This is a genomic window from Psychrobacter sp. 1Y6, assembly GCF_052258385.2.
GTDB lineage: Bacteria > Pseudomonadota > Gammaproteobacteria > Pseudomonadales > Moraxellaceae > Psychrobacter.
This window is the reverse complement of the sequence record NZ_JBQQEW020000001.1, coordinates 162289-186451: the sequence shown is the minus strand read 5'-3', so window position 1 is coordinate 186451 and position 24163 is coordinate 162289. Positions and strand designations below refer to the sequence as shown.

At 44.9% G+C, this 24163-nt stretch carries 19 protein-coding genes, 2 tRNA genes and 1 pseudogene; 14 read left to right on the top strand and 8 right to left on the bottom strand.

Going from position 1 to position 24163, the window contains the following annotated elements:
- Positions 1 to 56: 56 nt before the first annotated feature.
- The 3 genes from ACTXGF_RS14400 to rsmH form a co-directional block, all read right to left on the bottom strand.
- Positions 57 to 2147 (bottom strand): peptidoglycan D,D-transpeptidase FtsI family protein, encoded by a 2091-nt coding sequence (locus ACTXGF_RS14400; RefSeq protein WP_443535020.1) that lies wholly within the window; start codon positions 2145 to 2147, stop codon positions 57 to 59.
- Positions 2144 to 2626, bottom strand: coding sequence for a cell division protein FtsL (locus tag ACTXGF_RS14395; protein ID WP_298810153.1), 483 nt, complete (start codon positions 2624 to 2626; stop codon positions 2144 to 2146). The genes ACTXGF_RS14400 and ACTXGF_RS14395 overlap by 4 nt, the downstream gene beginning before the upstream one ends.
- A 429-nt stretch (positions 2627 to 3055) precedes the next feature.
- Complete coding sequence (rsmH, locus tag ACTXGF_RS14390; protein ID WP_443535085.1) at positions 3056 to 4090, bottom strand: 16S rRNA (cytosine(1402)-N(4))-methyltransferase RsmH; 1035 nt, start codon at positions 4088 to 4090, stop codon at positions 3056 to 3058.
- A gap of 364 nt (positions 4091 to 4454) precedes the next feature.
- On the opposite strand from rsmH, the gene gltX reads away from it, so the two are divergent.
- From gltX to ACTXGF_RS14365, 5 genes are all read left to right on the top strand, one after another.
- Positions 4455 to 5981 carry a glutamate--tRNA ligase gene (gene gltX, locus ACTXGF_RS14385; protein WP_443535087.1) on the top strand — a complete coding sequence of 509 codons (1527 nt, stop codon included), beginning with the start codon at positions 4455 to 4457 and terminating at the stop codon, positions 5979 to 5981.
- Positions 5982 to 6139: 158 nt separating this feature from the next.
- Positions 6140 to 6505, top strand: coding sequence for a hypothetical protein (locus ACTXGF_RS14380; protein ID WP_443535022.1), 366 nt, complete (start codon positions 6140 to 6142; stop codon positions 6503 to 6505).
- 122 nt (positions 6506 to 6627) lie between these two features.
- A tRNA-Ala gene (locus ACTXGF_RS14375) sits at positions 6628 to 6703 on the top strand.
- A gap of 148 nt (positions 6704 to 6851) precedes the next feature.
- Positions 6852 to 6927: transfer RNA gene (locus ACTXGF_RS14370), tRNA-Glu, on the top strand.
- A 292-nt stretch (positions 6928 to 7219) separates the two neighbouring features.
- The gene (locus ACTXGF_RS14365; protein ID WP_443535023.1) at positions 7220 to 7873 is read left to right on the top strand and encodes a LysE family translocator; all 654 of its coding nucleotides are present in this window, start codon (positions 7220 to 7222) and stop codon (positions 7871 to 7873) included.
- A gap of 98 nt (positions 7874 to 7971) precedes the next feature.
- Here the strand turns inward: ACTXGF_RS14365 and acnA are convergent, their stop codons facing one another.
- The gene (gene acnA, locus ACTXGF_RS14360; protein ID WP_443535025.1) at positions 7972 to 10809 is read right to left on the bottom strand and encodes an aconitate hydratase AcnA; all 2838 of its coding nucleotides are present in this window, start codon (positions 10807 to 10809) and stop codon (positions 7972 to 7974) included.
- Between the two features lie 296 nt (positions 10810 to 11105).
- On the bottom strand, positions 11106 to 12158 hold the full coding sequence (locus ACTXGF_RS14355) for a DUF3025 domain-containing protein (protein ID WP_443535027.1): 1053 nt from the start codon (positions 12156 to 12158) through the stop codon (positions 11106 to 11108).
- A gap of 126 nt (positions 12159 to 12284) precedes the next feature.
- Between ACTXGF_RS14355 and ACTXGF_RS14350 the strand changes: the two genes are divergently transcribed.
- Positions 12285 to 13001: a metal-dependent hydrolase gene (locus ACTXGF_RS14350; RefSeq protein ID WP_101205981.1), complete on the top strand. Its 717-nt coding sequence runs from the start codon at positions 12285 to 12287 to the stop codon at positions 12999 to 13001.
- 59 nt (positions 13002 to 13060) lie between these two features.
- Positions 13061 to 13633, top strand: a complete 573-nt coding sequence (locus tag ACTXGF_RS14345) for a YchJ family protein (RefSeq protein WP_443535029.1) — start codon at positions 13061 to 13063, stop codon at positions 13631 to 13633.
- A 24-nt stretch (positions 13634 to 13657) separates the two neighbouring features.
- Here ACTXGF_RS14345 and ACTXGF_RS14340 read toward each other — a convergent pair whose 3' ends face one another.
- The 3 genes from ACTXGF_RS14340 to ACTXGF_RS14330 all read right to left on the bottom strand — a co-directional run bounded on the left by ACTXGF_RS14340 (position 13658) and on the right by ACTXGF_RS14330 (position 16144).
- Positions 13658 to 14578: a class II glutamine amidotransferase gene (locus tag ACTXGF_RS14340; protein ID WP_443535031.1), complete on the bottom strand. Its 921-nt coding sequence runs from the start codon at positions 14576 to 14578 to the stop codon at positions 13658 to 13660.
- Positions 14579 to 14908, bottom strand: a complete 330-nt coding sequence (locus tag ACTXGF_RS14335; RefSeq protein WP_443535032.1) for a hypothetical protein — start codon at positions 14906 to 14908, stop codon at positions 14579 to 14581.
- 72 nt (positions 14909 to 14980) lie between these two features.
- Positions 14981 to 16144 (bottom strand): homoserine kinase, encoded by a 1164-nt coding sequence (locus tag ACTXGF_RS14330; protein ID WP_443535034.1) that lies wholly within the window; start codon positions 16142 to 16144, stop codon positions 14981 to 14983.
- Positions 16145 to 16329: 185 nt separating this feature from the next.
- Here ACTXGF_RS14330 and hisF point away from each other — a divergent pair, with 185 nt between their 5' ends.
- The 7 genes and pseudogenes from hisF to glmS all read left to right on the top strand — a co-directional run bounded on the left by hisF (position 16330) and on the right by glmS (position 24113).
- Positions 16330 to 17112, top strand: coding sequence for an imidazole glycerol phosphate synthase subunit HisF (gene hisF, locus ACTXGF_RS14325; RefSeq protein ID WP_443535036.1), 783 nt, complete (start codon positions 16330 to 16332; stop codon positions 17110 to 17112).
- Between the two features lie 185 nt (positions 17113 to 17297).
- Positions 17298 to 17819 (top strand): 6,7-dimethyl-8-ribityllumazine synthase, encoded by a 522-nt coding sequence (gene ribH, locus ACTXGF_RS14320; RefSeq protein ID WP_075106501.1) that lies wholly within the window; start codon positions 17298 to 17300, stop codon positions 17817 to 17819.
- A gap of 216 nt (positions 17820 to 18035) precedes the next feature.
- Positions 18036 to 18857, top strand: a pseudogene (gene nusB, locus ACTXGF_RS14315) (transcription antitermination factor NusB); the annotation flags it as partial.
- A gap of 29 nt (positions 18858 to 18886) precedes the next feature.
- Positions 18887 to 19918, top strand: a complete 1032-nt coding sequence (gene thiL, locus ACTXGF_RS14310) for a thiamine-phosphate kinase (RefSeq protein WP_443535039.1) — start codon at positions 18887 to 18889, stop codon at positions 19916 to 19918.
- 3 nt (positions 19919 to 19921) lie between these two features.
- Positions 19922 to 20503 carry a phosphatidylglycerophosphatase A family protein gene (locus ACTXGF_RS14305; RefSeq protein WP_443535040.1) on the top strand — a complete coding sequence of 194 codons (582 nt, stop codon included), beginning with the start codon at positions 19922 to 19924 and terminating at the stop codon, positions 20501 to 20503.
- Positions 20504 to 20709: 206 nt separating this feature from the next.
- Positions 20710 to 22086 carry a bifunctional UDP-N-acetylglucosamine diphosphorylase/glucosamine-1-phosphate N-acetyltransferase GlmU gene (gene glmU, locus ACTXGF_RS14300; protein ID WP_443535042.1) on the top strand — a complete coding sequence of 459 codons (1377 nt, stop codon included), beginning with the start codon at positions 20710 to 20712 and terminating at the stop codon, positions 22084 to 22086.
- Positions 22087 to 22268: 182 nt separating this feature from the next.
- Positions 22269 to 24113, top strand: coding sequence for a glutamine--fructose-6-phosphate transaminase (isomerizing) (gene glmS / locus ACTXGF_RS14295; protein WP_443535044.1), 1845 nt, complete (start codon positions 22269 to 22271; stop codon positions 24111 to 24113).
- Positions 24114 to 24163 lie beyond the last annotated feature (50 nt).

Genomic DNA, 24163 nt, shown 5'->3' with positions numbered 1-24163 from the left:
TAAACAGTTAAAACGTGTCAGCTCAGTAGAACTGAACATTTAAAATAATTGAACGCTTACTGCGCTTCCGTTTTTAGTGGCTTATCCAAAGGCACATTATACAATCGCAATGCTTCTTTCATCACATTATGGAAGACAGGGGCGACTGTTAGACCAGCATAAATCTGACCACGTGGGTCTTCGATAAGCATTACGCCTACCAGCTTTGGATTGGATGCAGGTGCCATGCCAGCAAAGACATTACGATACTGATCAGTATAGTAACCACCATCTGGATTGATACGGCGTGACGTACCTGTCTTACCTGCCACGCGATATCCATCAATAGCAGCGGCTTTCGCCGTACCACCGGGCTCAGTCACGCTCTCAAGCATCTGTACAATCGACATTGCCTGCTCATGCGCCATAATACGTTTGCTTGGCTGCGACTTGTCATCTTTAATTAAAGTTAATGGATGCATGACCCCACCTGCTGCTAGGGCTGAATACGCCTGTGCAACCTGTGCCAATGTCACTTGTAGACCATAACCATAACTGACCGTCGCGCGGCGCGAGGTTTCTTTTTCCTTCGGCGTAACGATTAGACCACTGCCCTCACCTGGGAACTGCAAAGGTGTTTTTGAGCCAAAGCCAAACTGTCGTTGCATATTACTAATAGCATCGGCTGGCAGTGATAGCGCAATCTTGGTAGAGGCAACGTTACTAGATTTCTGTAGTAGCGTGGCCATGTTAATCATGCCCAAATTATTATGATCTCGAATGGTATAGCCACGTACGCGAATCGAACCGGGATTGGTATCAATCAAAGTCGTTGGCGTATATTTGCCCGAGTCTAGCGCTGCAGCCACGGTAAACGGTTTCATCACCGAACCTGGCTCAAACACATCTAACAATGCGCGGTTACGCTGGTTTTCACCCGTCATCTCGTTGAGGTTATTTGAGTTAAACGATGGCCATGTCGATAGTGCTAATACTTCACCAGTCTGTACATCAACGATCATACCCGTGGACCAACGTGCTTTTTGCAAACGCCCAGCTTTTTCTAACTCTTTATATAGCAAATACTGTAAGCGTGAATCGATCGTCAATGCCACATCTTTACCGGGTACTTCTGGCTCGATTTGTTTGATTTCTTTTAGGCTGTTTTGTTTGGCGTCTTTTAGAACTAGAACTTTTCCATCATCACCTGCCAGATCTTTTTCGTACTGACGCTCAATACCAGCACGGCCTCCGTAACCGCCTTCAGGATCTTTGGCGTTTTGACCCATAAATCCTAGCAATTGTGCATTAGACTGTGGCTGCGGGTAATAACGCTGAAAGAAATTCTTTTCGTAGACGCCAGGGAAATCAAGCGAGCTGACGCTTTGGGCAATCTCAGGCGTGACCTTATTAAGTAGTGGCAAATAGTGTGAGCCCGCACCAGATGGCAAAGCAGCTTTTACGGCTTTCTCATCGGTCACATCGATACTGTCATCAATGGCCGTGACTTTTTTCAACTCATCGACTGAGATATTGGCAGCAGCGGCTAGCTTTGTCAGGTCCATATTATCCAGACGCTTTTGCATACGCGCCTGTAATTGGGGACTGCTAGGATTGGTAATGATAATGCGCTTTAGCTCGTAATATTCACGCGAATAATCATGCGGACTAAACGAAACCGTTGCGAGCGGTGCGCTGACCGCAAGCGGTAGATTATTGCGATCGGTAATCATACCGCGATAAGACTTTTGGGTGCGCTCACTGGTAATGAGCTCATTGCCTTTGTCTTGATAAAACTGTGCGTTGGCAACCTGAATATAATAAGCGCGGCTAATCAGTAGCGCTAATATAACCAGCGCTAGACCCCAGACCATACGAAAACGGTTTTTGTCTTGTTCGAAACCACCGAGAGCTGACGCACCTGACGCTTTGCTCGAAAAAACCATTTTACTTTTGCGATTTTTTACACTGGTATAAGCGCCTTGGGTGTCACTTTTTTTGATGCGACCAAACAATTTGGCCTTACGATTACTTGCAGCTTTATCAGGCTTACTGCTCGTCTGTCCAGATTTAGCAGCACTGGCTCGGCGGAGAGGTTTGGTTACCTTGCCGCTGGCTGGTTTCTTGCTGGTATTTTTTGCGGTGGATTTAGGCTTTTTCTCACTCATTGTCCTGCCTCCGTCGCTGGCTCTTCAGGAGAGATGTCCGTAGAGGCACGTGGCCCAATCACGTCAGACATATCTTCCTCTGAGTCTTCCGTAACCACTGGCACCAATGCAGTAGCGACACCAGGTTGGATAATCAGCTTATCCTTTAATGTTGGCGAATACATGCCCAATTCAGCAACCGCTCGACTGGCAATCTGCGGCGTGGCGCTAAATGTTTGTTGCTCAATCAATAGACGCTGATGCTCTACTTGCAGCTTACGTTCTTGTTTTTTCATGTCTTGCAAGGTTTTGTAGTCCTGATGATATTGCTGAACTTCTTCGGCAGTTTTGATACCACTCCATACAATCGTGGCTGCCAATAGCAGTAGCACGACTACATAAATGCTCACCACATTAAACCGGCGCACGAACAGCTCGCCGACATCGGTATTATAAGGTGTAGCAGTGCGGCGATTCGCAGGTTTGTCAGATATTGCCATGACGATCTCAAAAAGGTGAACGTAAACGATAGAGTAGATAACGGATTGCGAAAGATGAACGTGTCATTATTCGGTCATACCATCGATAAATATAAAACCAAAGACACTTATAAATGTAAAAACTAAACCTAAAAAACCGAACATAGAAAATATATTCGATAGCTAATATATTTAGGAGCCATAAATCATTACAACTTATGGCTATCAATATGTCATACCAAAACCAAACACGTTGCATGGCTATACTACATATAAAGCCATACAACTATCATGCAGATAAAAACCAACTGCTGAGCCTAACAGACAATATTTACAGATTTTTAACAGTGGCGTAGCCATTAGGACATTTGCGCATCATTTAGACAAGTATTAGCAATCTTAGACTACTCAATAATCATATTCGACTATGACTTGCGGCGTCATGTTGTTCTATGATGTTGTTGTCTGCTCATAAGTTGTGTCAGTACGCGTTGCCATACGCAGCCATGCACTACGCGCGCGCGGATTCTGACTCGTCTCAGCTTTACTTGGGCCAACACGTTTTGGCTTGCTAAAATAGCGCGGGCGATTCGGCGGCATTGGCAGGTTTTCGTCTTCTGGATACTGCCCTTTACTATGTCGCTGCAAAAACTGCTTGATACGGCGATCTTCTAATGAGTGAAAACTAATGACCGCTAACTGCCCACCTGACTTTAAGATAGGAATGCTTTGCGCTAAAAAGTCGTCAACATCGCCCAGCTCATTATTAATAAAAATACGCATGGCCTGAAAGCTTTGTGTGGCTGGATGTTTACCGCGTTGCCAGTTGGGATGCGCTACTTTAATTACTTCTGCCAACTCAAGCGTAGACTTGTAGCTTTCCATCTGTTTGATAGCGCGCGCAATACGGCGACTGTGACGCTCTTCGCCAAAATCGTAAAGCACATTGGCCAACGTTTCATCATCGACTTTCTCAAGCCATTCGGCCACTGATTGGCCTCGACTGGTGTCCATACGCATGTCTACTGCCCCGTCACGCATAAAGCTAAAGCCGCGACTACCGTCGTCGATCTGCGGTGATGAGATGCCCAAATCCGCCATTAAGCCATCAACTTCAGTGATGCCCATAGTAGCCAGACTGTCGGTCAACGTCGCAAAACTATCGTGAACCACACGCACACGGCTGTCTTTGCTTGCCAGCTCTTGCGCCACGCTGATGGCTGTCGGATCTTTGTCGAAGACAATCAGTGTGGCGTCATCGGCGAGTTGACTTAATAGTAGCCTGCTATGGCCACCACGGCCAAAGGTCGCATCAACATAGATACCACTTATACTTAAGCTATTTTGGTCGCCTTCTTTTTGCTTGGGCAAGGATTTTACACCTAGTACTGCAGCGACAGTCTCTTGCAGCAGCACTGCATCATGGACAAAACTTAATTCATCAGACGTGATATCGCCCTCATGACTGGCGTGAGTAACATCCAGATCGACATCTTGCGTAGACGCATCCTTTACAGCAGAAGGATTAGACGTTGACTCAGAGAGATCAGCGGCGGCAGAAGGACTGGCTTTCGATTTTGGCTTAGACTTTGATAGGGACACAAACAACTCAATAGATGACGACCATACTGGCCAGTAATTAGATGAAAATAAACAAGTTATGACTTGCTTAGCATTATTATCGCAAGGATACACCTGTAGTCAAGCACTAGAAGGGCTTTTCATTAAAAATATCACATGTCTCTGTTATACTAGCGCTATATTTTACGCTATTTCTTAACATCGACTTCATATCTTTCATCGCTATTTATACTGATAGCTTATATCGATAGCAAACTTTGAGACTTTTATCATGCAAACCTCTACTGACAGCACGCGCCCTGTACGTACGCGTATCGCCCCATCACCAACTGGCTTCCCACACGTAGGTACTGCCTATATTGCACTATTTAACTTGGCTTTTGCCAAAGCGCATGGCGGCGAATTCATCTTACGTATCGAAGACACTGATCAGACTCGCTCGACTGAACAATCGGAACAAATGATTTTGGATGCCCTACGCTGGGTTGGTCTGGATTGGAGCGAGGGCCCAGATATTGGCGGCCCACACGCCCCTTATCGTCAGAGCGAGCGTAGCGATATCTACAAAAAACATGCCGAGATACTCATAGAAAAAGATCATGCGTTCCGCTGTTTTTGTACCAGTGAAGAGTTGGATGCCATGCGCGCTGAACAAATGGCCAATGGCGAGACCCCTCGTTATGATGGTCGCTGCGCCCATCTTGCTCCAGAAAAAACCGAGCAATTGGTAAGCGAGGGAAAGCCGCACGTGATTCGTATGCGTGTACCGACCGAAGGCACTTGTCAGGTACAAGACATGCTACGTGGCACCGTTGAGTTCCCTTGGACTCAAGTCGATATGCAAGTACTGCTAAAAACAGACGGCATGCCAACCTATCATTTAGCCAACGTCGTCGATGACCACTTGATGGAAATCACTCATGTGATGCGCGGTGAAGAGTGGTTGAACTCTGCGCCTAAGCATCAACTGCTATATGATTATTTTGGTTGGGAAATGCCGACCCTTTGCCATATGCCGCTATTGCGTAACCCTGATAAGTCAAAGCTGTCTAAGCGTAAAAACCCAACCTCTATCACCTACTATCGTGATGCAGGCGTGCTACCTGAAGCATTGTTAAACTATCTCGGTCGTATGGGCTACTCAATGCCTAATGATGCCGAGCAGTTTACGCTAGAAGAAATGATTGCCAGCTTTGATATTCAGCGTGTGTCGCTTGGTGGCCCTATCTTCGATATCGAAAAATTAAACTGGCTCAATGCAGAATGGCTACGTGCGCTTAGCCCTGAAGAGCTAAAGAATAAAATCCTTGAGTGGGCTAGTAACAGTGATAAGCTAACGGCTATCGCAGCGGCGATTCAGCCACGTATCGAGCTATTGTCTGATGCGGTTAATTGGGGTGGTTTCTACTTCCAAAACCTACCTGATATCAATGCTGAAAGCTTCACTCATAAATCGCTCAACCCTGAGCAAATTATCGAGATGCTGCAATTAGCGCTTTGGCAATTAGAAGTCTTGCCGACGTGGTCAGAAGAAAACATTTATGCCACGCTAAAAGGCCTTGCCGCTCATCTTGATATCAAGATGCGTGACTTTATGGCGCCGTTCTTTATCGCTATCGCTGGTAGCACCTCATCGACGCCAGTCATGAACTCTATGGCGATTATAGGTGCTGACATGACATTGACTCGCTTGCGTCATGCCGTTGATGTATTAGGCGGCCTTGGCAAAAAGAAACTGAAAAAACTTGAGAAACAAGCGGCAGAATTGCCAGATTTCTTAGCTGCTGCTGAATAGTTTAGAAGCTGAATAACTTATCTGCTGAATGGTCAGCTGGCTAAACTTGTCGAATGTAAAAGGGTCAGGCCATCTCTGACCCTTTTTTCGTTGTTAATAAGTACTACTACTCTCAGAATATAAAAACCTCTTAATCAATATTTTAATTGGAAACAAACATGGCCACCAAAACCGTCACAATAGAAAGCAAAGATTATGTCTTTAACACACTAAAAGAAGCACAGAAATATTATGATGCCATCGTAAAGGAGCTGTTTGATGCAACTTTGACCCTGACCAAGGGCCAAGACTTCGAAGATTTAAAATGGATATACAGCACTTACTGTGGTTACACCAAGCATAATCTAGATAAATTGGGCGAATATGACATCATTGGCGTCAAAGGCATAAGAACAATCAGAGAAAAAGGCGGTCAATATATACCAACTGAATGCTGTGCGATCATTTTTTTTGATGGTAGCGAAGAAGAGTTTTATACCGATAAAGCTATTAAAGAGATCGCGCTTAAGCAAAATCCACGCTAATTTGGGCTTGTTGAGCCTTTAAAATAGGCTAAATCACTTTTTTTTGCATATTTATGCATTATTTTTAAAATAGTTGTTGACAAGACTGCCGCTCTTACATAAAATACGCACACTCTTAGCGAGGGGCTATAGCTCAGTTGGTAGAGCACTTGCATGGCATGCAAGGGGTCAACGGTTCGACTCCGTTTAGCTCCACCATACTTATTTATAGCAACGCTCAGTATTACTGAAACGTAATAATAAATACTCGCTAGTAGGACGATATCAGCACCTAGGCAATGCTTATTTAATAAGCTATCTGATATTGTGAAGTACCGTTGTAACCACTGGTTATAACACTCTATGCGTCCCCATCGTCTAGAGGCCTAGGACACCGCCCTTTCACGGCGGTAACGGGGGTTCGAATCCCCCTGGGGACGCCACTATTCGGCGTCACTTATTAGCACTTTTGCTTAGCATCAGGTTAGACTAATAAGCGAACAATAAAAAAGCCCAGTCATCATCCGGTGACTGGGCTTTTTTATGTCTGTCATTTCTCAACATCCTCTATTCTATTGTCGTTAGCTTATTATTAATCGCTGCTAGCTTACTGTTGATAGCACTATTGCCAACCTATCTAATACTCGTTAATATCGACCCAACGAGCGTATTTATAAAGTGCAGCCACATACTATAAATGATGGGGCTTAGCGTGATTAAAGGGAAGTGATTACGATGTTTGGTATCGAGAATTATCTAGGGTTTATCTTGGCGGCTATTTTGTTAAACCTAACGCCAGGTACGGATAGCATGTACATCATCACCCGTAGTATTTCACAAGGACAAACAGCAGGGTTTTATTCTGTTCTTGGCATTACTTCGGGTATTTTGGTACATACGTTATTGGCGGCGCTAGGATTGTCCGTATTACTTGCCAACTCCCCTATCGCTTTCATGATTGTTAAATATATTGGGGCCAGCTATTTGTGTTATTTAGGCTTTAAGATGCTGACGAGTAAAAACTCTAACTCGATAGCAAACAATTTATCCAAAGATCAGAACGTGACTAGCCAAAAGGCTGTAGATGGTTGGCAAATATATAAGCAAGGTGTGTTAACCAATACTTTCAACCCAAAAGTCGCTTTATTCTTCTTGGCGTTCTTCCCGCAGTTTATCGATACTAGTTATGCTTATGGCATGCTGTCATTTTTGATATTGGGGCTGACTTTTGCCACCACAGGCTTTATATGGTGCTTGAGTTTGGCGATGTTGGCGTCAAAGTTCAGCAAAAAGTTAAGAGAGAATCCAAAGATTGAATCCATGATGAATAAAATAAGTGGTGTCGTATTTATGGGGCTAGGAATTAAGCTGTTGACTGAAAAAGCGTAGAGTAAAGTAACAAGAAGAAAAAACGTCTTCCATAGAAAAGCCCAATCCCCTACTTTGAAGGAGATTGGGCTTTTTGTCATATAAAACTTAACTAACTACTAGCCAGCTTCTTTGCTCTCAGCTGCCAGTTGACGTAGTACATAGTGCAATACGCCGCCATGACGCACATATTCGCGCTCTTTTGGCGTTTGTAGACCGACATTTACCTCAAAGGTTTCTGCCGTTCCGTCAGCACGCGTAGCCGTAACCGTGGCTGTTTTACTCTCGCCATTGTCCAGACCTGTGATGCTCAGCACTTCAGAACCATCTAGTTTGTAGGTCTCTGCATTTTGACCATCTTTAAACGTCAATGGCAACACGCCCATACCGACTAGGTTTGAACGGTGAATACGCTCGAACGAGCTGGTCAACACCGCTTTTACGCCGAGTAGGATGGTACCTTTAGCTGCCCAGTCACGGCTCGAACCAGAACCATACTCTGCCCCGCCCAGTACCACTAGCGGACGCTTATCTTCTTTATACTTCATTGCTGCATTGTAGATGGGCATTTCTTCGCCGTCTTGTAACGTAGCGCTGTCATCTTTGAAGTAATAGGTATAGCCGCCCTCTTTGCCACCCATCATGGTATTTTTGATACGGATATTGGCAAAAGTACCTCGGGTCATAACCGCATCATTACCACGGCGTGAGCCATAGCTGTTGAAGTCCACCTCCATCACACCACGCTCTTGCAAGTACTTACCTGCTGGTGAGTCTGGATCGATATTACCTGCTGGTGAGATATGATCGGTCGTGATTGAATCACCGAACAGACCTAAGATACGTGCGCCTTCGATATCAGGGATACCTTCTGGCTCCATGGTCATGCCATCAAAGAACGGTGGGTTTTTGATATACGTCGATTCTTCATCCCATGGATATAGCTGGCTATCCGCTGAGCTAATGGCGTTCCATGCGGCACTACCGTCGAAAACTTCGCCGTAGTTTTTGCGGAACATGTCAGCATCGATATTGTTGGCAATTAACTCGTTAATTTCTTCTGAAGTTGGCCAGATATCTTTTAGGAATACATCATTGCCATCTTGATCCTGTCCGAGCGGATGAGTCGTCAAGTCAATATCAACAGTACCTGCCAGCGCATAAGCAACGACCAATGGTGGTGAGGCTAAGTAACTGGCTTTGACATGCGAGTGAATCCGACCTTCAAAGTTACGGTTACCAGACAGTACAGCCGCTGCGACTAAGTCGTTTTCCTCAATGCCTTTTTCGATCTCTTCTGATAATGGCCCTGAGTTACCGATACAAGTCGTACAACCATACCCTACTAGATAGAAGCCTGTTTTTTCTAGCTCATCCATTAGATGGGTTTTCTCAAGATAGTCGGTGACCACTTTAGAACCCGGTGCAAGCGATGTCTTAACCCAAGGCTTGGCTTTAAGACCTTTGGCAGCCGCTTTTTTGGCCACTAGACCTGCACCAATCATTACCGCTGGATTGGAAGTGTTAGTACAAGAAGTAATGGCAGCAATAACTACCGATCCGTCTCGTAGTTTGTGTTGTTTGTCATCGATGCTGACATTTGAGAAGACATTGTTTGCTGGCGCATAACTTGCATTGTCATCACTGGTATCAACTTCGATATTCGGCTCAGCAGCTAAGTGTTCAGCTTGCTCTTGCTCACCGCCTTCTTGATCAAAGCGTACTTTGCCTTCTACTTCTGACTTGCGATCTTTGGTCATTTTTTCTAGCGTTTCGCCAAACTTCTCATGCATATCAGACAAATTAATACGCTGCTGTGGCAAGTTCGGACCAGCAAGTGCTGGCTGTACTGACGACAGATCTAGTTCTAATTTGCTTGAATAAGTCGCCGCAGGTGTATCGGTATCGTGCCATAAGCCTTGCGCCTTAGCATACTTTTCAACCAGCTCAATCTGCTCTTCATCACGGCCTGATAGACGCAGGTAATCAATCGCCATTTGGTCAATTGGGAAAATACCACAAGTCGCACCGTACTCTGGTGACATGTTAGCAATGGTAGCGCGATCCGCTAGCGGCATACTGTGTAAGCCTTCGCCATAAAACTCGACGAACTTGCCTACTACGCCATGTGCACGCAGCATTTCAACGACACGTAGTACCAAATCGGTCGCCGTGACGCCTTCGGTTAGCTTGCCTTTTAGCTCAAAGCCGACCACTTGTGGAATCAGCATCGAAGACGGTTGGCCTAGCATCGCGGCTTCAGCTTCGATACCGCCCACACCCCAACCAAGCACGCCAATACCGTTAATCATCGTAGTATGGCTATCTGTACCAAATACTGTATCTGGATAAGCCGTCAGCTCGCCATCGACGTCTGCTGCCATCACGACACGGGCTAAATACTCAAGGTTGACCTGATGCACGATACCTGTCGCTGGCGGTACGACGACGAAGTTTTCAAAGGCTTGCTTGCCCCAATGCAAAAACTCATAGCGCTCATTGTTACGCTTAAATTCAATTTTTTCGTTCAAATCTAGCGCATCTTCGCGACCATAAGCATCGACCTGTACAGAGTGATCGACGACCAGCTCACTAGGGATAAACGGATTGATCTGCTCAGCCTTTCCGCCAAGCTCGACCACTGCATCACGCATCGCAGCCAAATCAACCACCGAAGGTACGCCAGTGAAATCCTGCAATACCACACGCGCTGGCATAAAGGCGATTTCTTTTGACGCTTCAGCGCCTGCATCCCAGTTAGCAACCGCTTCGATATGGTTTTTACCAACTGACTGGCCGCCGTCTTCGTTACGCAATAGGTTTTCTAATACCACTTTCATACAAAATGGTAGTGTCTTGATATGCTCATAAGTTTCGGTCAGCTTTGGCAGGCTGTAGTAGGCATGCTCCTTGCCAGCAACCGAAAGGGTGTCTTTTACATCAAAAATATCACTCATGATAGCTTCCTTATCGTTGTTATAAATCCTGGACATAAATTATTATAAGTTTATGTATGACTGGTGGCTCAATAAATGATTGATCTGTTTTGAATCAATATCGCAGTTTCGCAAAACTGTCTGATATAAGTCCGTGTTAACAAAAGAGATAATCATATCTGTAGTGATTAACAGAAACTCCCTTTTACCATAACAAACATACAAGGCTTTGTTAACGTCTGGACGTTGTCGAATCGTGGCACAATCGTAAACGTAACAACGGTTTAGCGAGCTATTTTTAACCAATCCCTTCCTATTTATTTTTTGTCTTTTTTACGTCGCCCACTGCGGAATACATAGCTGTCTTCATAAAAGCCAGTATCGGCATTTTCTGCCCAAAAATGCGGTACACCTAAAATTGGTAAAGGCGCAAGCTGGCGCGGTTTGACATCATTATTTGATAATAATGTATCCATATATTCGGCAACTTTGTCATCCAAATAGCTCATACGTCCAGCTAACGATAAGGTAAAGAATTCTTGTGCAACGTGAATGACAATGCTGTGAGCGCATAGAGGTTTGCGTGGGTGTACCAACTGCTCAAGCAAGGCATGCCCAAAGATATAGACTGCGGCTTGAGCGCTGTTATCAGGCTGGGTTGGGTTGTCCCATTTAGCACGTGGTTTCACCAAACTTGCCTGCCAGTCAAAATCAACCAACGCCTCACCGATACTAGCATCAGAAGTCACTAGCACTGCGCCATTCTCATCAAAGACAGTAATAGTGTCGCGCACACGCCCTCGACGCTCATTAATGCCTTGTTTGGCGATTTCTAGCATATGGTAGTAATTGAGCATAGCTTTAGTCTTCGGAAAGGTCAGCCAAATACTGCCATTAAACAAGTCATGTAAGTTATCACGCGTCGGGATATTGCCAGTTGTGCCGATAAATTGCTCGTAAGCTTCCCCTTCAGGCAATGCATTCTGAGAGACGAACTGTAGTGTCTGCGGCTTGTTATCATGAGCTGGTATGGTCTGTGGTAACGGCTGCTCTAGATGATTTGCCTGCTGCATCATCGCCGTTTTTAAGACTTTAGTAATCGTGTCAGGCGTATTGATGTCAGAAGCATTTATATCGTGCTCATCTAGGCTTTTTGCATTATCCAAATTATCTAAGCTATTTCTCTGTGATTTCGAGCGACTAAGCCATTCAATCGTGTTGCTGATATAACTCAATTGAGTAATATGCGATAACCAAGGCACTTGCCAGTCAATGGCAGCAAAGATGTTATCAAGCTGACCTTCTACTACAGGCAGCTGCTTAGTATGAGTATCAGAGTTAAGTATGGCGGGTAAATCACTGGCAGGCATAGAAGCTCTCTCTTACAGGCTATCTCTATTAGACGTATGGACGGTCTATGGTATCATGGTGCGCTTTTTTACTGCTAGATACGCCGCTCGAAAGGACTTTTTGAGCGCTATGGATGAATGAGTTTTATGGCAAATTTTAATACCCACTTAAATGTCGCATTTATGGTCAGCGGCACACTGAGTTTGACGGTTTATAAAGCGGGATTGATTGATGATTCAGGATTTTTGGTGTGCGTAGCGCTTGGTACTATTGGTGGGTTGCTGCCAGACTTAGATTCTGATAATTCAACACCGATTAAGCTCGGTTTTAATATCACCTCGTTTATCTTTGCCTTTGGGCTGGTCATGCATTGGCGTAGTGATTTGAGCTTACTGGCACTGATAGTATTGTGGCTGGCTGGCTACGGTTTTATGCGTTATGTGGTTTTTCATATTTTTACTACTATGACGGTGCATCGCGGCGTCATCCACTCTGTGCCGTATATGGCGATACTGGGATTGGGTCTGACGTGCCTAAGTTATTATGGCTTGCACCTACCACTGACGACCAGTTGGTTTTATGGTCTGTTTTTATTTGGTGGCGCAATGGTGCACTTATCATTGGATGAGCTATATAGCGTCAACTTGTCCAATATGAAAATGAAACGTTCATCGGGCACGGCAATGAAGTTTTATCAGCCAAAAGACAAATGGTGGTATTTGCTCTTATATACTATCCTTGCACTACTGGTATACGCCGCCCCACCTTTTGAGATGTTTTGGTCACGATTAAGTGATCCTTCCGCATGGGCGCAGCTCAAAGTCGGTATATTGCCAGAATTAATAAAAAGCATGCTGCAATAAAATTATCATAAGACCATTAAGCCTAAACGAATGAGTCCAAACAAAAATTAGAGTAAAACATGCAATCTTACCCAGATACTTGCCCTTGCCAAATCAATCCAACAGCAGAGACGACAGACGCGCAGCTATCCTATCAAAACTGCTGCCAGCCTTATCATGATGCTTTTTATAATGATGAGGTTGACAAAGCAGATGGTATAAAAGCGGAGACAGCCGAACGGCTTATGCGCACGCGCTATAGTGCCTTTGTGCTCATAAAACCAGAGTATATCGTCAAGACCACAGTGCCTGCTCAGCAAGCATTACTTGATGTTGTAGCGATTGACAGTTGGGCAAAAGAGACAGATTGGGCAGGACTAGAGATTGTAGAGCACACGCCAAAACTGGGTAAACGTCATGCACAGGTTGAATTTAAGGCTTACTTTAATGCCAAAGATAATGCAGTTGATTTAGCAGAAAAAATACAGGCGCATCATGAACTGTCTACTTTCGTAAAGGTAAAAAGCAAAGCTAATCAAGATGCACTTTGGTACTTTTTAGACCCGACGGTTGCGATGACTATGACGCAAAAGCAACCATGTACTTGTGGTTCTGGAGAAAAGTTTAAGCGGTGTTGTGGGGGTTATATTTAAACAGTATTGGATATTCATTAACCTTTAAACACTCGCTCCAACGGCTCGTGCAATCGCAATACCTTCATCAATCGTTAAAAACTTGCGCTGGCTTGGGCTGTCTTTATAAATGACCTCACCATCTTGAAAGATTAAGCATTCATTGACAGCCAGTTGTTGCCATTTTTCATTTTCAGTCAATGGCACAGTGACTAAAATAGTGACTTTATCCGTGTCCGTGGTCACATCACCAAAGTTAATCGCCATATCATCATCAGCGAGCTTCGCTTCACCAAATGGCGCTTTGCGCGTGAGATAAAACAGTAAGCTACCTGCATAAGCCAGCTGCCATCTGCCATTCGATATTAAGCAATTAAATAACCCATTGGCAGATAGATAACGACATTGCGTAGTCAAAAAATTAAACAGCGTCTTGTCATCAGGACGCGATTTAAAGCTACTTTTTAGACGATTGACCAGATAGCAAAATGCCATTTCTGAGTCAGTATTGCCAACTGGCTGACAGTGTGAGGCATTGCCATTGTCTTGTAAGCGCTGACAGCGTTTGATAAATTCGCTATTCATCTGTCCATTGTGCGCAAACACCCACTGCTCGCCCCATACTTCACGGACGAATGGATGGGTATTGGCCAAACAGTTCTGCCCTTGCGTCGCTTTACGGATATGTGCAATGACATTCATGGCTTTGATTGGATAGTTATTGACCAAATCGGCGACTGGCGACAGATGACTGGGACGATTATCATGGAACAGACGCAGACCCGTTGAGTCATTTGCCGTCTCATCGTTGGTTTTGTCATTATTACTGCATTCGCTGCGCTCAAAAAAGGCAATACCAAAGCCATCTTCATGACTGTCCGTCATCCCGCCGCGCTTGCGAAACCCTGCAAAGCTAAAGCCAATATCCGTTGGGGTATTACAGTTCATTCCTAAGAGTTGACACATTTAATCATTACCGCCGTTATTGTCGTCTATTATCGAGTTACCTTGAGTAGGATTGCTTTGAGCAGCAGATAGCGCCTCAAAGTCAGCATCACTCATCTCATCCAGCAAGGCCGCACCATCGGTTGGAATGGTCGCTAAGATACGCTGAGCTTCTACCAAATCCGTATCCTCTACCCAAAGAACAATACCAGAATTCATACCTGGGATAGCGCTAAGCGGCTGCAAGGACACGGTAATGCCGTTATTACGTAGTAGGTTGGCGTGCAGCTCACCCTGCATATTGGTATCGTAGCGCGCCAGTTTGTGCCAGTTATCAATTTGATCGGTCATGGGGTCGCCTCTAAGGTTTCGGTACTAAAATTAGTACTAGCATTGGTACTAGCATAAATGAATAAGCAATGCTTAAGACAATTGATCTAGCGTATATTCTTTAATTGCAAACTCACTACTACTTAATGTTTCCTGCGCTTGTTCGGCTTGGGTGATACTGCTAAATACGCCGACTATTTGATTGTCTGGTTTGCTTAATAGTACAAATACGGTATTTTGCGACTTTTCAACATGCGCCCAATGATAAGCAGCCAGACGTTTCATCAAGTCAGGATTCTTAACCATGATGTTATCACCCGTACGACCTTCGGTACGATTGTAGTGAATCACGTTTAGTCGTAATAACCAGAATATCACCGCGGCTTTTGCCAGCATAACAGGTAGTGCACGGTTTTCGTCGTTATTTAACGGGCGGATCGATTCATAACCTTGTAAGAACGCTGCCATTTTACTGCGATCAAAGTTAACGGATTCGCCTTGTTCTGCAACGCCCCACGTGGTACAAAAATCATTGATAGTAATGGCAATATCCATCACGTAATGCTCGACACTGACTTCGGTGAAGTCCAATAAACCTGTCAAACGCGCTTCGCCTTTTTGTAGATTCCATAAGGTATTGTCGGCGAACATGTCTAAATGGCACAGACCTTTTGGCAAGGTTGCCAGTGGCAATTCTGAATAAGAGCGCCAGATATCGCTCATCAGCTTGGCTTCGTCACCTGGCATGAACTGCATTTCACGGTCGCGCACATCTGCCCATGGGTACAAAGGCACGCCGTACTGCTCACTTGGCTGCAATGCTTGTAATGTCTCATGCAGCATTGCTAATGCCGCGCCAATGTCATGACACATCGCTTGCGTGGTTTGATCCGGATGTGAGCCCGCTAAGCATGGCACTAGCGTAATCGCTTTGTCTTCATAGTGGATGACATAGCGCTTATCGTCGCCATCCGTTTGCGAACCATTTGATTCAATAACGGCTAGCGGCGCGGCGACTGGTAGCTTGCCATTTAATTGATTAAGAATAACGGCCATTTTTTCGATATCAGCAGGCGGACGCTCTTCAAATAAAGTGAATACGTAAGAGTATGTACCATCTACATCGTCAGTCGTTTGAATAAACCAGTTTGAGTTTTTAATGCCTTGAGTGATCGGTATCGCGCGGGCAAACGACACACCAAAGCTTTGGCAAAAGGCGGCAAACTGATCATCGGTTAACTGGGTATAGACGGACATGACATCTCACTTTTGGCAATTGAATAACAAGTTAAATAGAATAGATTTAGGCGGTAATCACAGCAATTGTACCGCGCATGATAAAACTATGGTGAAAAGCGTAATAATCTTGCGAAAACCTGCCTGAAATAGCAGTGATTTTGCTAGACTAGCGCCTATGAATTGATTATAAGGTGAAAGACCCTATGTTAGCAAAGCGTATCATTCCTTGCTTGGACGTTGACAATGGCCGCGTGGTCAAAGGCGTGCAATTTTTAAATATCAAAGACGCAGGCGATCCTGTCGAAGTAGCCAAACGCTACAACGAACAGGGCGCTGATGAGATTACTTTTTTGGATATTACTGCGACCAATGATGAGCGCGATACCACTTATCATACTGTTGAGCGCATGGCAGAAACGGTATTCGTTCCGCTGACTGTTGGTGGCGGCGTGCGTAAAATCGCTGATATCCGCAATTTGCTCAATGCTGGCGCGGATAAAGTGGCGATTAACTCAGCAGCCGTATTTACGCCGGAGTTCGTTGGTGAAGCCGCGCAGAAATTTGGCAACCAGTGTATCGTCGTTGCCATCGATGCCAAACGCGTCGCTGATATCAACGTCGATGGTATTATCGTACCACGTTGGGAGATTTTCACCCATGGTGGCCGTAAGCCAACGGGTATCGATGCCGTTGCTTGGGCGAGCAAAATGGCAGAGCTGGGCGCTGGTGAATTACTGGTCACCTCGATGGACGGTGATGGCACCAAAAAGGGCTACGACTTGGCGCTCATGCAGCAAATTACGAGCCGTGTTAATGTACCAGTTATCGCCTCAGGCGGCGTCGGTAACCTGCAACATTTAGCAGAAGGCGTACTAGAAGGCGGCGTAGATGCCGTACTTGCCGCCAGTATTTTTCACTTCGGCGAATACACGGTATTGGAGGCCAAAGAGTATATGGCAGCGCAAGGAATACAGATGCGTCTTTAGCACGCTCGTAATATACAAATAAAACCTAAAAAAATGCTATCATAGCGCTAACCATTTATTTTCGTTCAATTAACTAGAGCAACGCCAAAATAATAGGCGACCGAGTCGATTGAACGCATCAGACTATTTAGCTACTTATTGACGCCTATATTTCAATTGAACGCTTATTAAGCAAAGGATTTTTTATGTCGAATTTACAACAGCAGCGTAACGACGTGACTCATATCGATGGTAACCTACATCAAAACGCTGATGCTCGCATTGGTATCGTTGTCGGTCGTTTTAACGGTTTTGTCGTTGAGTCATTGGTTGATGGTGCAATCGACGCCCTACTCCGTCATGGTGTATTGGGTAGCAACATTACTGTTATTCGTGTGCCTGGCGCATTTGAGCTACCACTTGTGGCCCAACGTGCTGCTGAATCAGATCGTTTTGATGCAATTGTGGCATTGGGTGCAATCATCCGTGGCAGCACGCCGCATTTTGATATTGTAGCTAGCGAGTCGGCCAAAGGTTTGAGCGCTGTGGCAATGGATTATAATATCCCTGTTGCTAACGGTATCATCACCACTGACAGCATCGAGCAAGCTATCGAGCGCTCTGGTACTAAAGCGGGCAACAAAGGCTCTGAAGCTGCGATGGTCGTACTAGAAATGATCGCTGTTTTGTCACAGCTAGATATTGATGATAGCATCGATGAAGCGTAAGCTTTAAAGCTCAAGTTTATTAGTTTACCTTGTGCTGCTATCTAGTAATAACAGCACCTCATAGCACTAGCCAGCTATCGAAACAATTGGCTACTTTTTGAATTTTCGCCGTATTTCTATACCCTTTAAAGCTTTGAATCAGCAAAGTTAAAAAGCTACTTTGTTAATTTATATTTTGACTGGGTATCATCTCAAAAATTTAGGTACAGACCCCCTATGACTGACCAACTCAAGCGCGCTATTAGCGCTGCGAAAACCGCACAAGCCAACGATGGACAAGCTGAAGCTACCCGTATAGCGAGCAGTAGTGCGGGTGATCAAACATTCGATATGAGTGAGTCTTCTTACAAGACCAGTCACACTGCTATCCGTAAGGCACGTCGCTTTGCGATGCAGGGCCTATACGAATGGCTCGTTACTGATCGCCGCTTTGATGTAGATGGTAAGCTTGGCTGGAAAGCCAATGCTCCGCATGATATTGCTGCTCGCACGCGTGCAACCAATGCCATGCATACCGTCCATATCGGTTATTATCATGAAATGATGCGCGACATCCCAGAGCAGATTGAAGCACTCGACGCGCTTATCAGTCAGCATCTCGATCGTGAGGTTGATAAGTTAGATACGGTTGAGCACGCTATCTTGTTGATTGGCGCGTATGAGCTGCAAAACCGTGTAGAGATTCCTTATAAAGTCGTGCTTGATGAAGCAATGAAGCTAAATAATCACTTTGGGGCGACTGATGCTCACAAATTGATTAATGCGGTACTGGATAAAATGGCCGGTGATCTGCGCGCAGTCGAAGTGCAAGCAGACACTAATGCCAATCTACGTACGTCACAAAAAGCGGCGGCTAAACAGTCTGAAGCAAATCCAGTGGATAGCATCGAAACTGCTGCTGAAACAGAAAGCGCGATCGTCGATGAGCCGACTGTATCAAACAAGCCGCGCATCAGTGCTAACAAAGCTAACGTTAAACGCAGTAGTGCCAGTAAAGCCAGTGCAAATATTAGTGACTTTAAGGCGAGCAAGAAAAACGCTAGCGATACTAAAGACTAAGATTAACCATGAACGAGTTTGAGCTGATTGAGCGTATATTCTCACAGATGCAGGCCACGCATGCACCATCAACTGGTATCGAAAAAGGTATCGGTGACGACGCGGCTGTGATGGCATTGCCAGCAGGATCATGCTTGGTTAGCTGTATTGACACACTGGTTCAAGGTCGTCACTTTCATGCTGACTGGCAAAGAGTTAACGAATTAGCATTTGCGATTGGTTATAAAGCCGTGGCTGTTAATGTCTCAGACATTGCAGCTATGGGTGCGACGCCGCATAGCATTATGCTAGCGCTAGCATTACCTGAACGTTTGGCAAATCACGAATGGCTCACTGAATTTGCCAAAGGGCTGTTTCATGCGTGCCAGCTGTTTGGCGTGACGCTGGTCGGTGGTGATACGACACGCAGCGAGCGCTTAGTACTCAGTATCAGTGCTCAGGGATTGCTGTCCGCAGATACACCTGCCATTTATCGCTCAGGTGCACAAGTGGGTGATAAGGTTTATGTCTCAGGCACACTTGGTGATGCCGCTTTCGCCTTGCAACATCCTGACAGCGCACAAGGTATCGAGTTGGCACATCGTCTACATATGCCAACGCCGCGTATTGCGCTAGGTGCAGCATTGGCAAAGATGGGTGCCACAGCGATGATAGATATCTCCGACGGTCTTTACCAAGATCTTGGGCATATCTGTCAGCAAAGCTCTGTCGGCATACGAATCCATTTAGATAAGCTACCGAGTAGCGAGTCATTATCTACTGTCGATTTGTCTGATCGCTTATTAGGTCAGCTAGCGGGCGGCGATGATTATGAACTGGCATTTACTTTGCCTTCACATATCAAACCGCCTACTGGCAACACACCTGTCACTTGTATCGGCGAGGTAATTGCACTAGCAGATCCGATAGCGACAGATACCAAGCCTTCTGATAACTCACGTCTTGAACTGTTTTATAAAAATCAGCCAGTGACACCTACTCAGCCCGCACCGTTTTTAACGTGGCCCAATCTTACTGGCTACCAACACTTTACAGGCTAATCCATGACTGATCACGACTTATCTAAGCCTGACATCCGTAAAGCAAATGACTGTCCACCCTTACCGGTCGGTGCTAGCATGCTTGACCGTGTGGTTTATTGGCTCGGTATCGGTTTAGGGAGCGGTCTTCCGCGCCGTGCACCTGGCACTTGGGGTACCGTTGGTGGGTTAATCATTGCCATACCATTGTTGAGTTTGGGTTTTATACCTTTTCTCATTCTGACAGTTTTATCTTGTATTTTTGGTGTTTGGATTTGCGGACACACTGCTGATCTGATGCAAGGTCATGACGATCCGCATATCGTTTGGGATGAGTGGGCAGGTATTTGGATTACCCTACTACCATTGTCTTATATGGGGATTGCTGACGATAACTTCTGGCAAAATGTGTCTCAAGAGCTTTCTATTTTCGCCATTGTTTTCGCTTTTATCTTATTTCGATTTTTTGATATCGTTAAGCCGCCACCGATTGGATGGGCTGATAAAAGGGTTGCTGGTGGGTTAGGCATTATGCTTGACGACATCATCGCCGGTATCATGGCAGCAGTAGCATGGGTAGCTGTTATGTTTGGTGTGCTGTTATAAGCTACCTTAACTACTTCGATACTGAATTGGCTACTCTACAACCGCTAATCCCAGCAACGTTATCAATTTGAACGCTACTCTCCTGCATAGACAATTGATTTATTGTTAGCAGGTTGTATTACAAAGCCTGCACATCACAGCATTTTTATAAATGAACATTTGCGCTATAATCAAATATTATATTTTGTTACATTTGTGAGCCTATTATGACATCTCCTCTTTCTGTAATTATTTTAGCTGCCGGTAAAGGCACACGTATGCAATCGGCAAAGCCAAAGGTATTGCAGACCCTAGCTGGGAAGTCTTTGTTAGGCCATGTACTAGATACTTGTCATCAGTTAACTGTTGATGAAACTATTATTGTTCATGGCTTTGGTGGTGATCAAGTAAAGTCAGAGATTACCAATCAATATACACAAGCATCGATTACTTGGGTTGCTCAAACTGAGCAATTGGGAACTGGCCATGCGGTCAAAGTGACATTATCTGATTTACCCAAATCAGGACAAAGTCTTATTCTTTACGGTGATGTGCCATTGGTAAGCTGTCAGACATTGACAGCATTAAAAACTGCCAATACTGATGGTATGTCGATGCTGACATTGACTGTCGATAATCCATTTGGCTTGGGTCGTATTAAACGCGACCAAGTAGGTAATATTGAAGCCATCGTTGAGCAAAAAGATGCTGATGCTGAAGAGCAAAGTATTAAAGAAATTAACAGCGGCATTTACTGTGTCGATAATGCGCTACTACACAAATACTTGCCTGAGCTCTCTAACGATAATGCACAGCAAGAATATTATCTGACGGATATCGTCAAAATGGCTGTTGCCGATGGTATTACTATCGCGGCGATTGAGCCTGAGCATACGTTTGAGATTGAAGGGGTTAATAACCGTCAACAGCTTGCTAGTCTAGAGCGCACTTGGCAACGTAAGCTAGTTGCTGACTTACAAGAAGCTGGCGTACAGTTCGCCGACCCTACTCGTGTCGATATTCGTGGTACGTTAACCGCTGGTCAAGATGTGTTTATTGACGTTAATGTAGTGTTTGAAGGTGACTGTGCCTTGGGTGATAACGTCTATATCGAAGCGGGATGTGTCATCAAAAATGCTAAGATTGGTAATGCCTGCTACATCAAACCGTATTGCGTGATCGATCGCGCTGATATTGGTGCTGGTGTTGATATCGGGCCTTTTGCGCATCTGCGTCCTGATACCGTACTATCTGATAACAGCAAAGTTGGTAATTTTGTCGAAATTAAAAAATCGACTATTGGTCAAGGCAGTAAAGTAAATCACTTAAGCTACGTCGGCGATGCGACTGTCGGTACAGGCGTGAATATCGGTGCTGGTGTCATTACTTGTAACTATGACGGTGCTAATAAGTCGCAAACCATCATTAAAGACAATGCATTTATCGGCTCTAATGCCAGTCTAGTTGCACCAGTGACGATTGGCAATACTGCTACTGTGGCCGCTGGTTCTGTGATTACCAAAGACGTTGACAGTAGTGCGTTGGCATTCGGTCGTGCGCGTCAGGTACAAAAAAATGACTTTCAACGACCCACTAAAAAATAATTGCTCATTGATGGTTTAGCCAACTTCAGTCATTTTTGAACCAATTTAAGCAGTACAGCAATCTTTGTGGTACTGCTTCATTATATTTGTCGTTTGATGACTCATCATTAATGTCCGACCAGATTATTTGATCTTGCACTATTATATATTGAACTACTAAAATTTGAATCTAAGGAATAGCCATGTGTGGAATTGTAGGCGCCGTTGCTGAGCGAAATATCGCTAATATCTTACTTGAAGGCCTAAAGCGTTTAGAATATCGCGGCTATGACTCAGCTGGTCTGACTGTTATTCGTGATGGTGAACTACATCGTGAGCGCCAAGTAGGTAAAGTACAGGCACTGGTTAATGCCGTCGCTATCAACCCAGAGTTTTTTGATGGTCATATTGGTATTGCTCATACGCGCTGGGCAACTCATGGTGAGCCAGCACAACGTAATGCGCATCCACACGTGTCAGGCAAAATTGCGGTCGTTCATAACGGTATCGTCGAAAACTACGCTGAACTAAAAGAAGAGCTAATAGCCAAAGGCTACGTGTTTACTTCACAGACAGATACAGAAGTTGTGGCGCATCTAATCCATGATATTTACAAAAAAACGCCTGACTTGTTGGAAGCAGTACGCACCATCATTCCGTTACTGCATGGTGCTTTTGCATTGGGTATCGTACACGTAGATTGCCCTGATGAGCTCATTACTGTACGTCTAGGCTCACCTTTGGTTATTGGTGTCGGTATCGGTGAGAACTTTATCGCATCAGATCAGTTGGCTTTGCTACCGGTGACTAACCGCTTTATGTATCTAGAAGAAGGTGATATCGCCAAATTAACTCGCAATAGCATTCAAGTTTATGCAGATGGTGTTGAAGTCCAACGTCAGATACATGAAATTGATGCAACCCAGCACAATGCCGATAAAGGCGAGTTCAAACATTATATGCTCAAAGAAATTTATGAGCAGCCAGATGCCGTCGCTCGTACGATAGAGATGGCTTTGGATAATGGTGAAACGACTAAACTACGCGACGATTTTTTACAGCGTCATGAGACACTGTTGTCAGGTATTCGTCATGTACAAGTGATTGCTTGTGGTACCAGTTATCACGCTGGTATGGTCGCAAAATACTGGTTTGAGAGCCTTATCCGTATACCTTGCTCGGTCGAGGTTGCCAGCGAATTCCGCTATCGCAATCCTGTCGTCGTCGATAATACTTTGGTCATCTGTATTTCTCAATCTGGTGAAACGGCTGATACCTTATCAGCGTTACGTGATATCCAGAAGCAAATGCCAGCAGGCTTAGTCAGCTTGGCACTATGTAATGTACCGACGTCATCGCTGGTACGCGAAACAGATATTTTCTTGCCGACATTGGCAGGACCTGAGATTGGCGTCGCCTCTACCAAAGCATTTACCACTCAGCTTGTGGCATTGATATTGTTAATATTAAAAGTTGGCGTCACGCAGAAGCGCATGACTGACGAACACTTAAATACGTTATTAAGTGAGTTACATCAATTACCAGGACAACTCTACGCCAGCTTAAACCTTGATGGTCCTATTAAGACCATGAGTGAAAGCTTTGAAGATAAGAAAAGCTGTCTATTTTTAGGTCGCGGGCTACAGTTCCCGATTGCGCTAGAAGGCGCGTTAAAGCTAAAAGAAATCTCTTACATTCATGCAGAAGGTTATGCGGCAGGCGAGCTTAAACACGGTCCATTGGCATTGGTCGATAAAGACATGCCCATCGTCGTACTAGCGCCCAAAGACAGTTTGTTTGATAAATTAAAAGCCAATATGCAAGAAGTGCATGCGCGTCATGGCGAGCTATTTGTATTCGCTAGCGAAGCCAGTCAAATGGTCGCGGAAGATAGACTACACTTAGTATATGTACCCGATGTTTGCGAGACGCTTGCCCCTATCGTCTACAGCGTGCCTGTGCAGCTGTTGTCATACCATGTAGCAGTGATGCGTGGCACAGACGTCGACCAGCCACGCAATTTGGCAAAATCAGTCACGGTAGAATAAGAAAAACTACTCTACACTAATCTGAAAAAGACAAGTATTTACCCCTGCTA

Coding starts and splice junctions, on each gene's coding strand:
- ACTXGF_RS14400 (WP_443535020.1), bottom strand. CDS start 2,147: ATGAGTGAGAAAAAGCCTAAATCCACCGCAAAAAATACCAGCAAGAAA.
- ACTXGF_RS14395 (WP_298810153.1), bottom strand. CDS start 2,626: ATGGCAATATCTGACAAACCTGCGAATCGCCGCACTGCTACACCTTAT.
- ACTXGF_RS14380 (WP_443535022.1), top strand. CDS start 6,140: ATGGCCACCAAAACCGTCACAATAGAAAGCAAAGATTATGTCTTTAAC.
- ACTXGF_RS14365 (WP_443535023.1), top strand. CDS start 7,220: ATGTTTGGTATCGAGAATTATCTAGGGTTTATCTTGGCGGCTATTTTG.
- acnA (WP_443535025.1), bottom strand. CDS start 10,809: ATGAGTGATATTTTTGATGTAAAAGACACCCTTTCGGTTGCTGGCAAG.
- ACTXGF_RS14355 (WP_443535027.1), bottom strand. CDS start 12,158: ATGCCTGCCAGTGATTTACCCGCCATACTTAACTCTGATACTCATACT.
- ACTXGF_RS14350 (WP_101205981.1), top strand. CDS start 12,285: ATGGCAAATTTTAATACCCACTTAAATGTCGCATTTATGGTCAGCGGC.
- ACTXGF_RS14345 (WP_443535029.1), top strand. CDS start 13,061: ATGCAATCTTACCCAGATACTTGCCCTTGCCAAATCAATCCAACAGCA.
- ACTXGF_RS14340 (WP_443535031.1), bottom strand. CDS start 14,578: ATGTGTCAACTCTTAGGAATGAACTGTAATACCCCAACGGATATTGGC.
- ACTXGF_RS14335 (WP_443535032.1), bottom strand. CDS start 14,908: ATGACCGATCAAATTGATAACTGGCACAAACTGGCGCGCTACGATACC.
- ACTXGF_RS14330 (WP_443535034.1), bottom strand. CDS start 16,144: ATGTCCGTCTATACCCAGTTAACCGATGATCAGTTTGCCGCCTTTTGC.
- hisF (WP_443535036.1), top strand. CDS start 16,330: ATGTTAGCAAAGCGTATCATTCCTTGCTTGGACGTTGACAATGGCCGC.
- ribH (WP_075106501.1), top strand. CDS start 17,298: ATGTCGAATTTACAACAGCAGCGTAACGACGTGACTCATATCGATGGT.
- thiL (WP_443535039.1), top strand. CDS start 18,887: ATGAACGAGTTTGAGCTGATTGAGCGTATATTCTCACAGATGCAGGCC.
- ACTXGF_RS14305 (WP_443535040.1), top strand. CDS start 19,922: ATGACTGATCACGACTTATCTAAGCCTGACATCCGTAAAGCAAATGAC.
- glmU (WP_443535042.1), top strand. CDS start 20,710: ATGACATCTCCTCTTTCTGTAATTATTTTAGCTGCCGGTAAAGGCACA.
- glmS (WP_443535044.1), top strand. CDS start 22,269: ATGTGTGGAATTGTAGGCGCCGTTGCTGAGCGAAATATCGCTAATATC.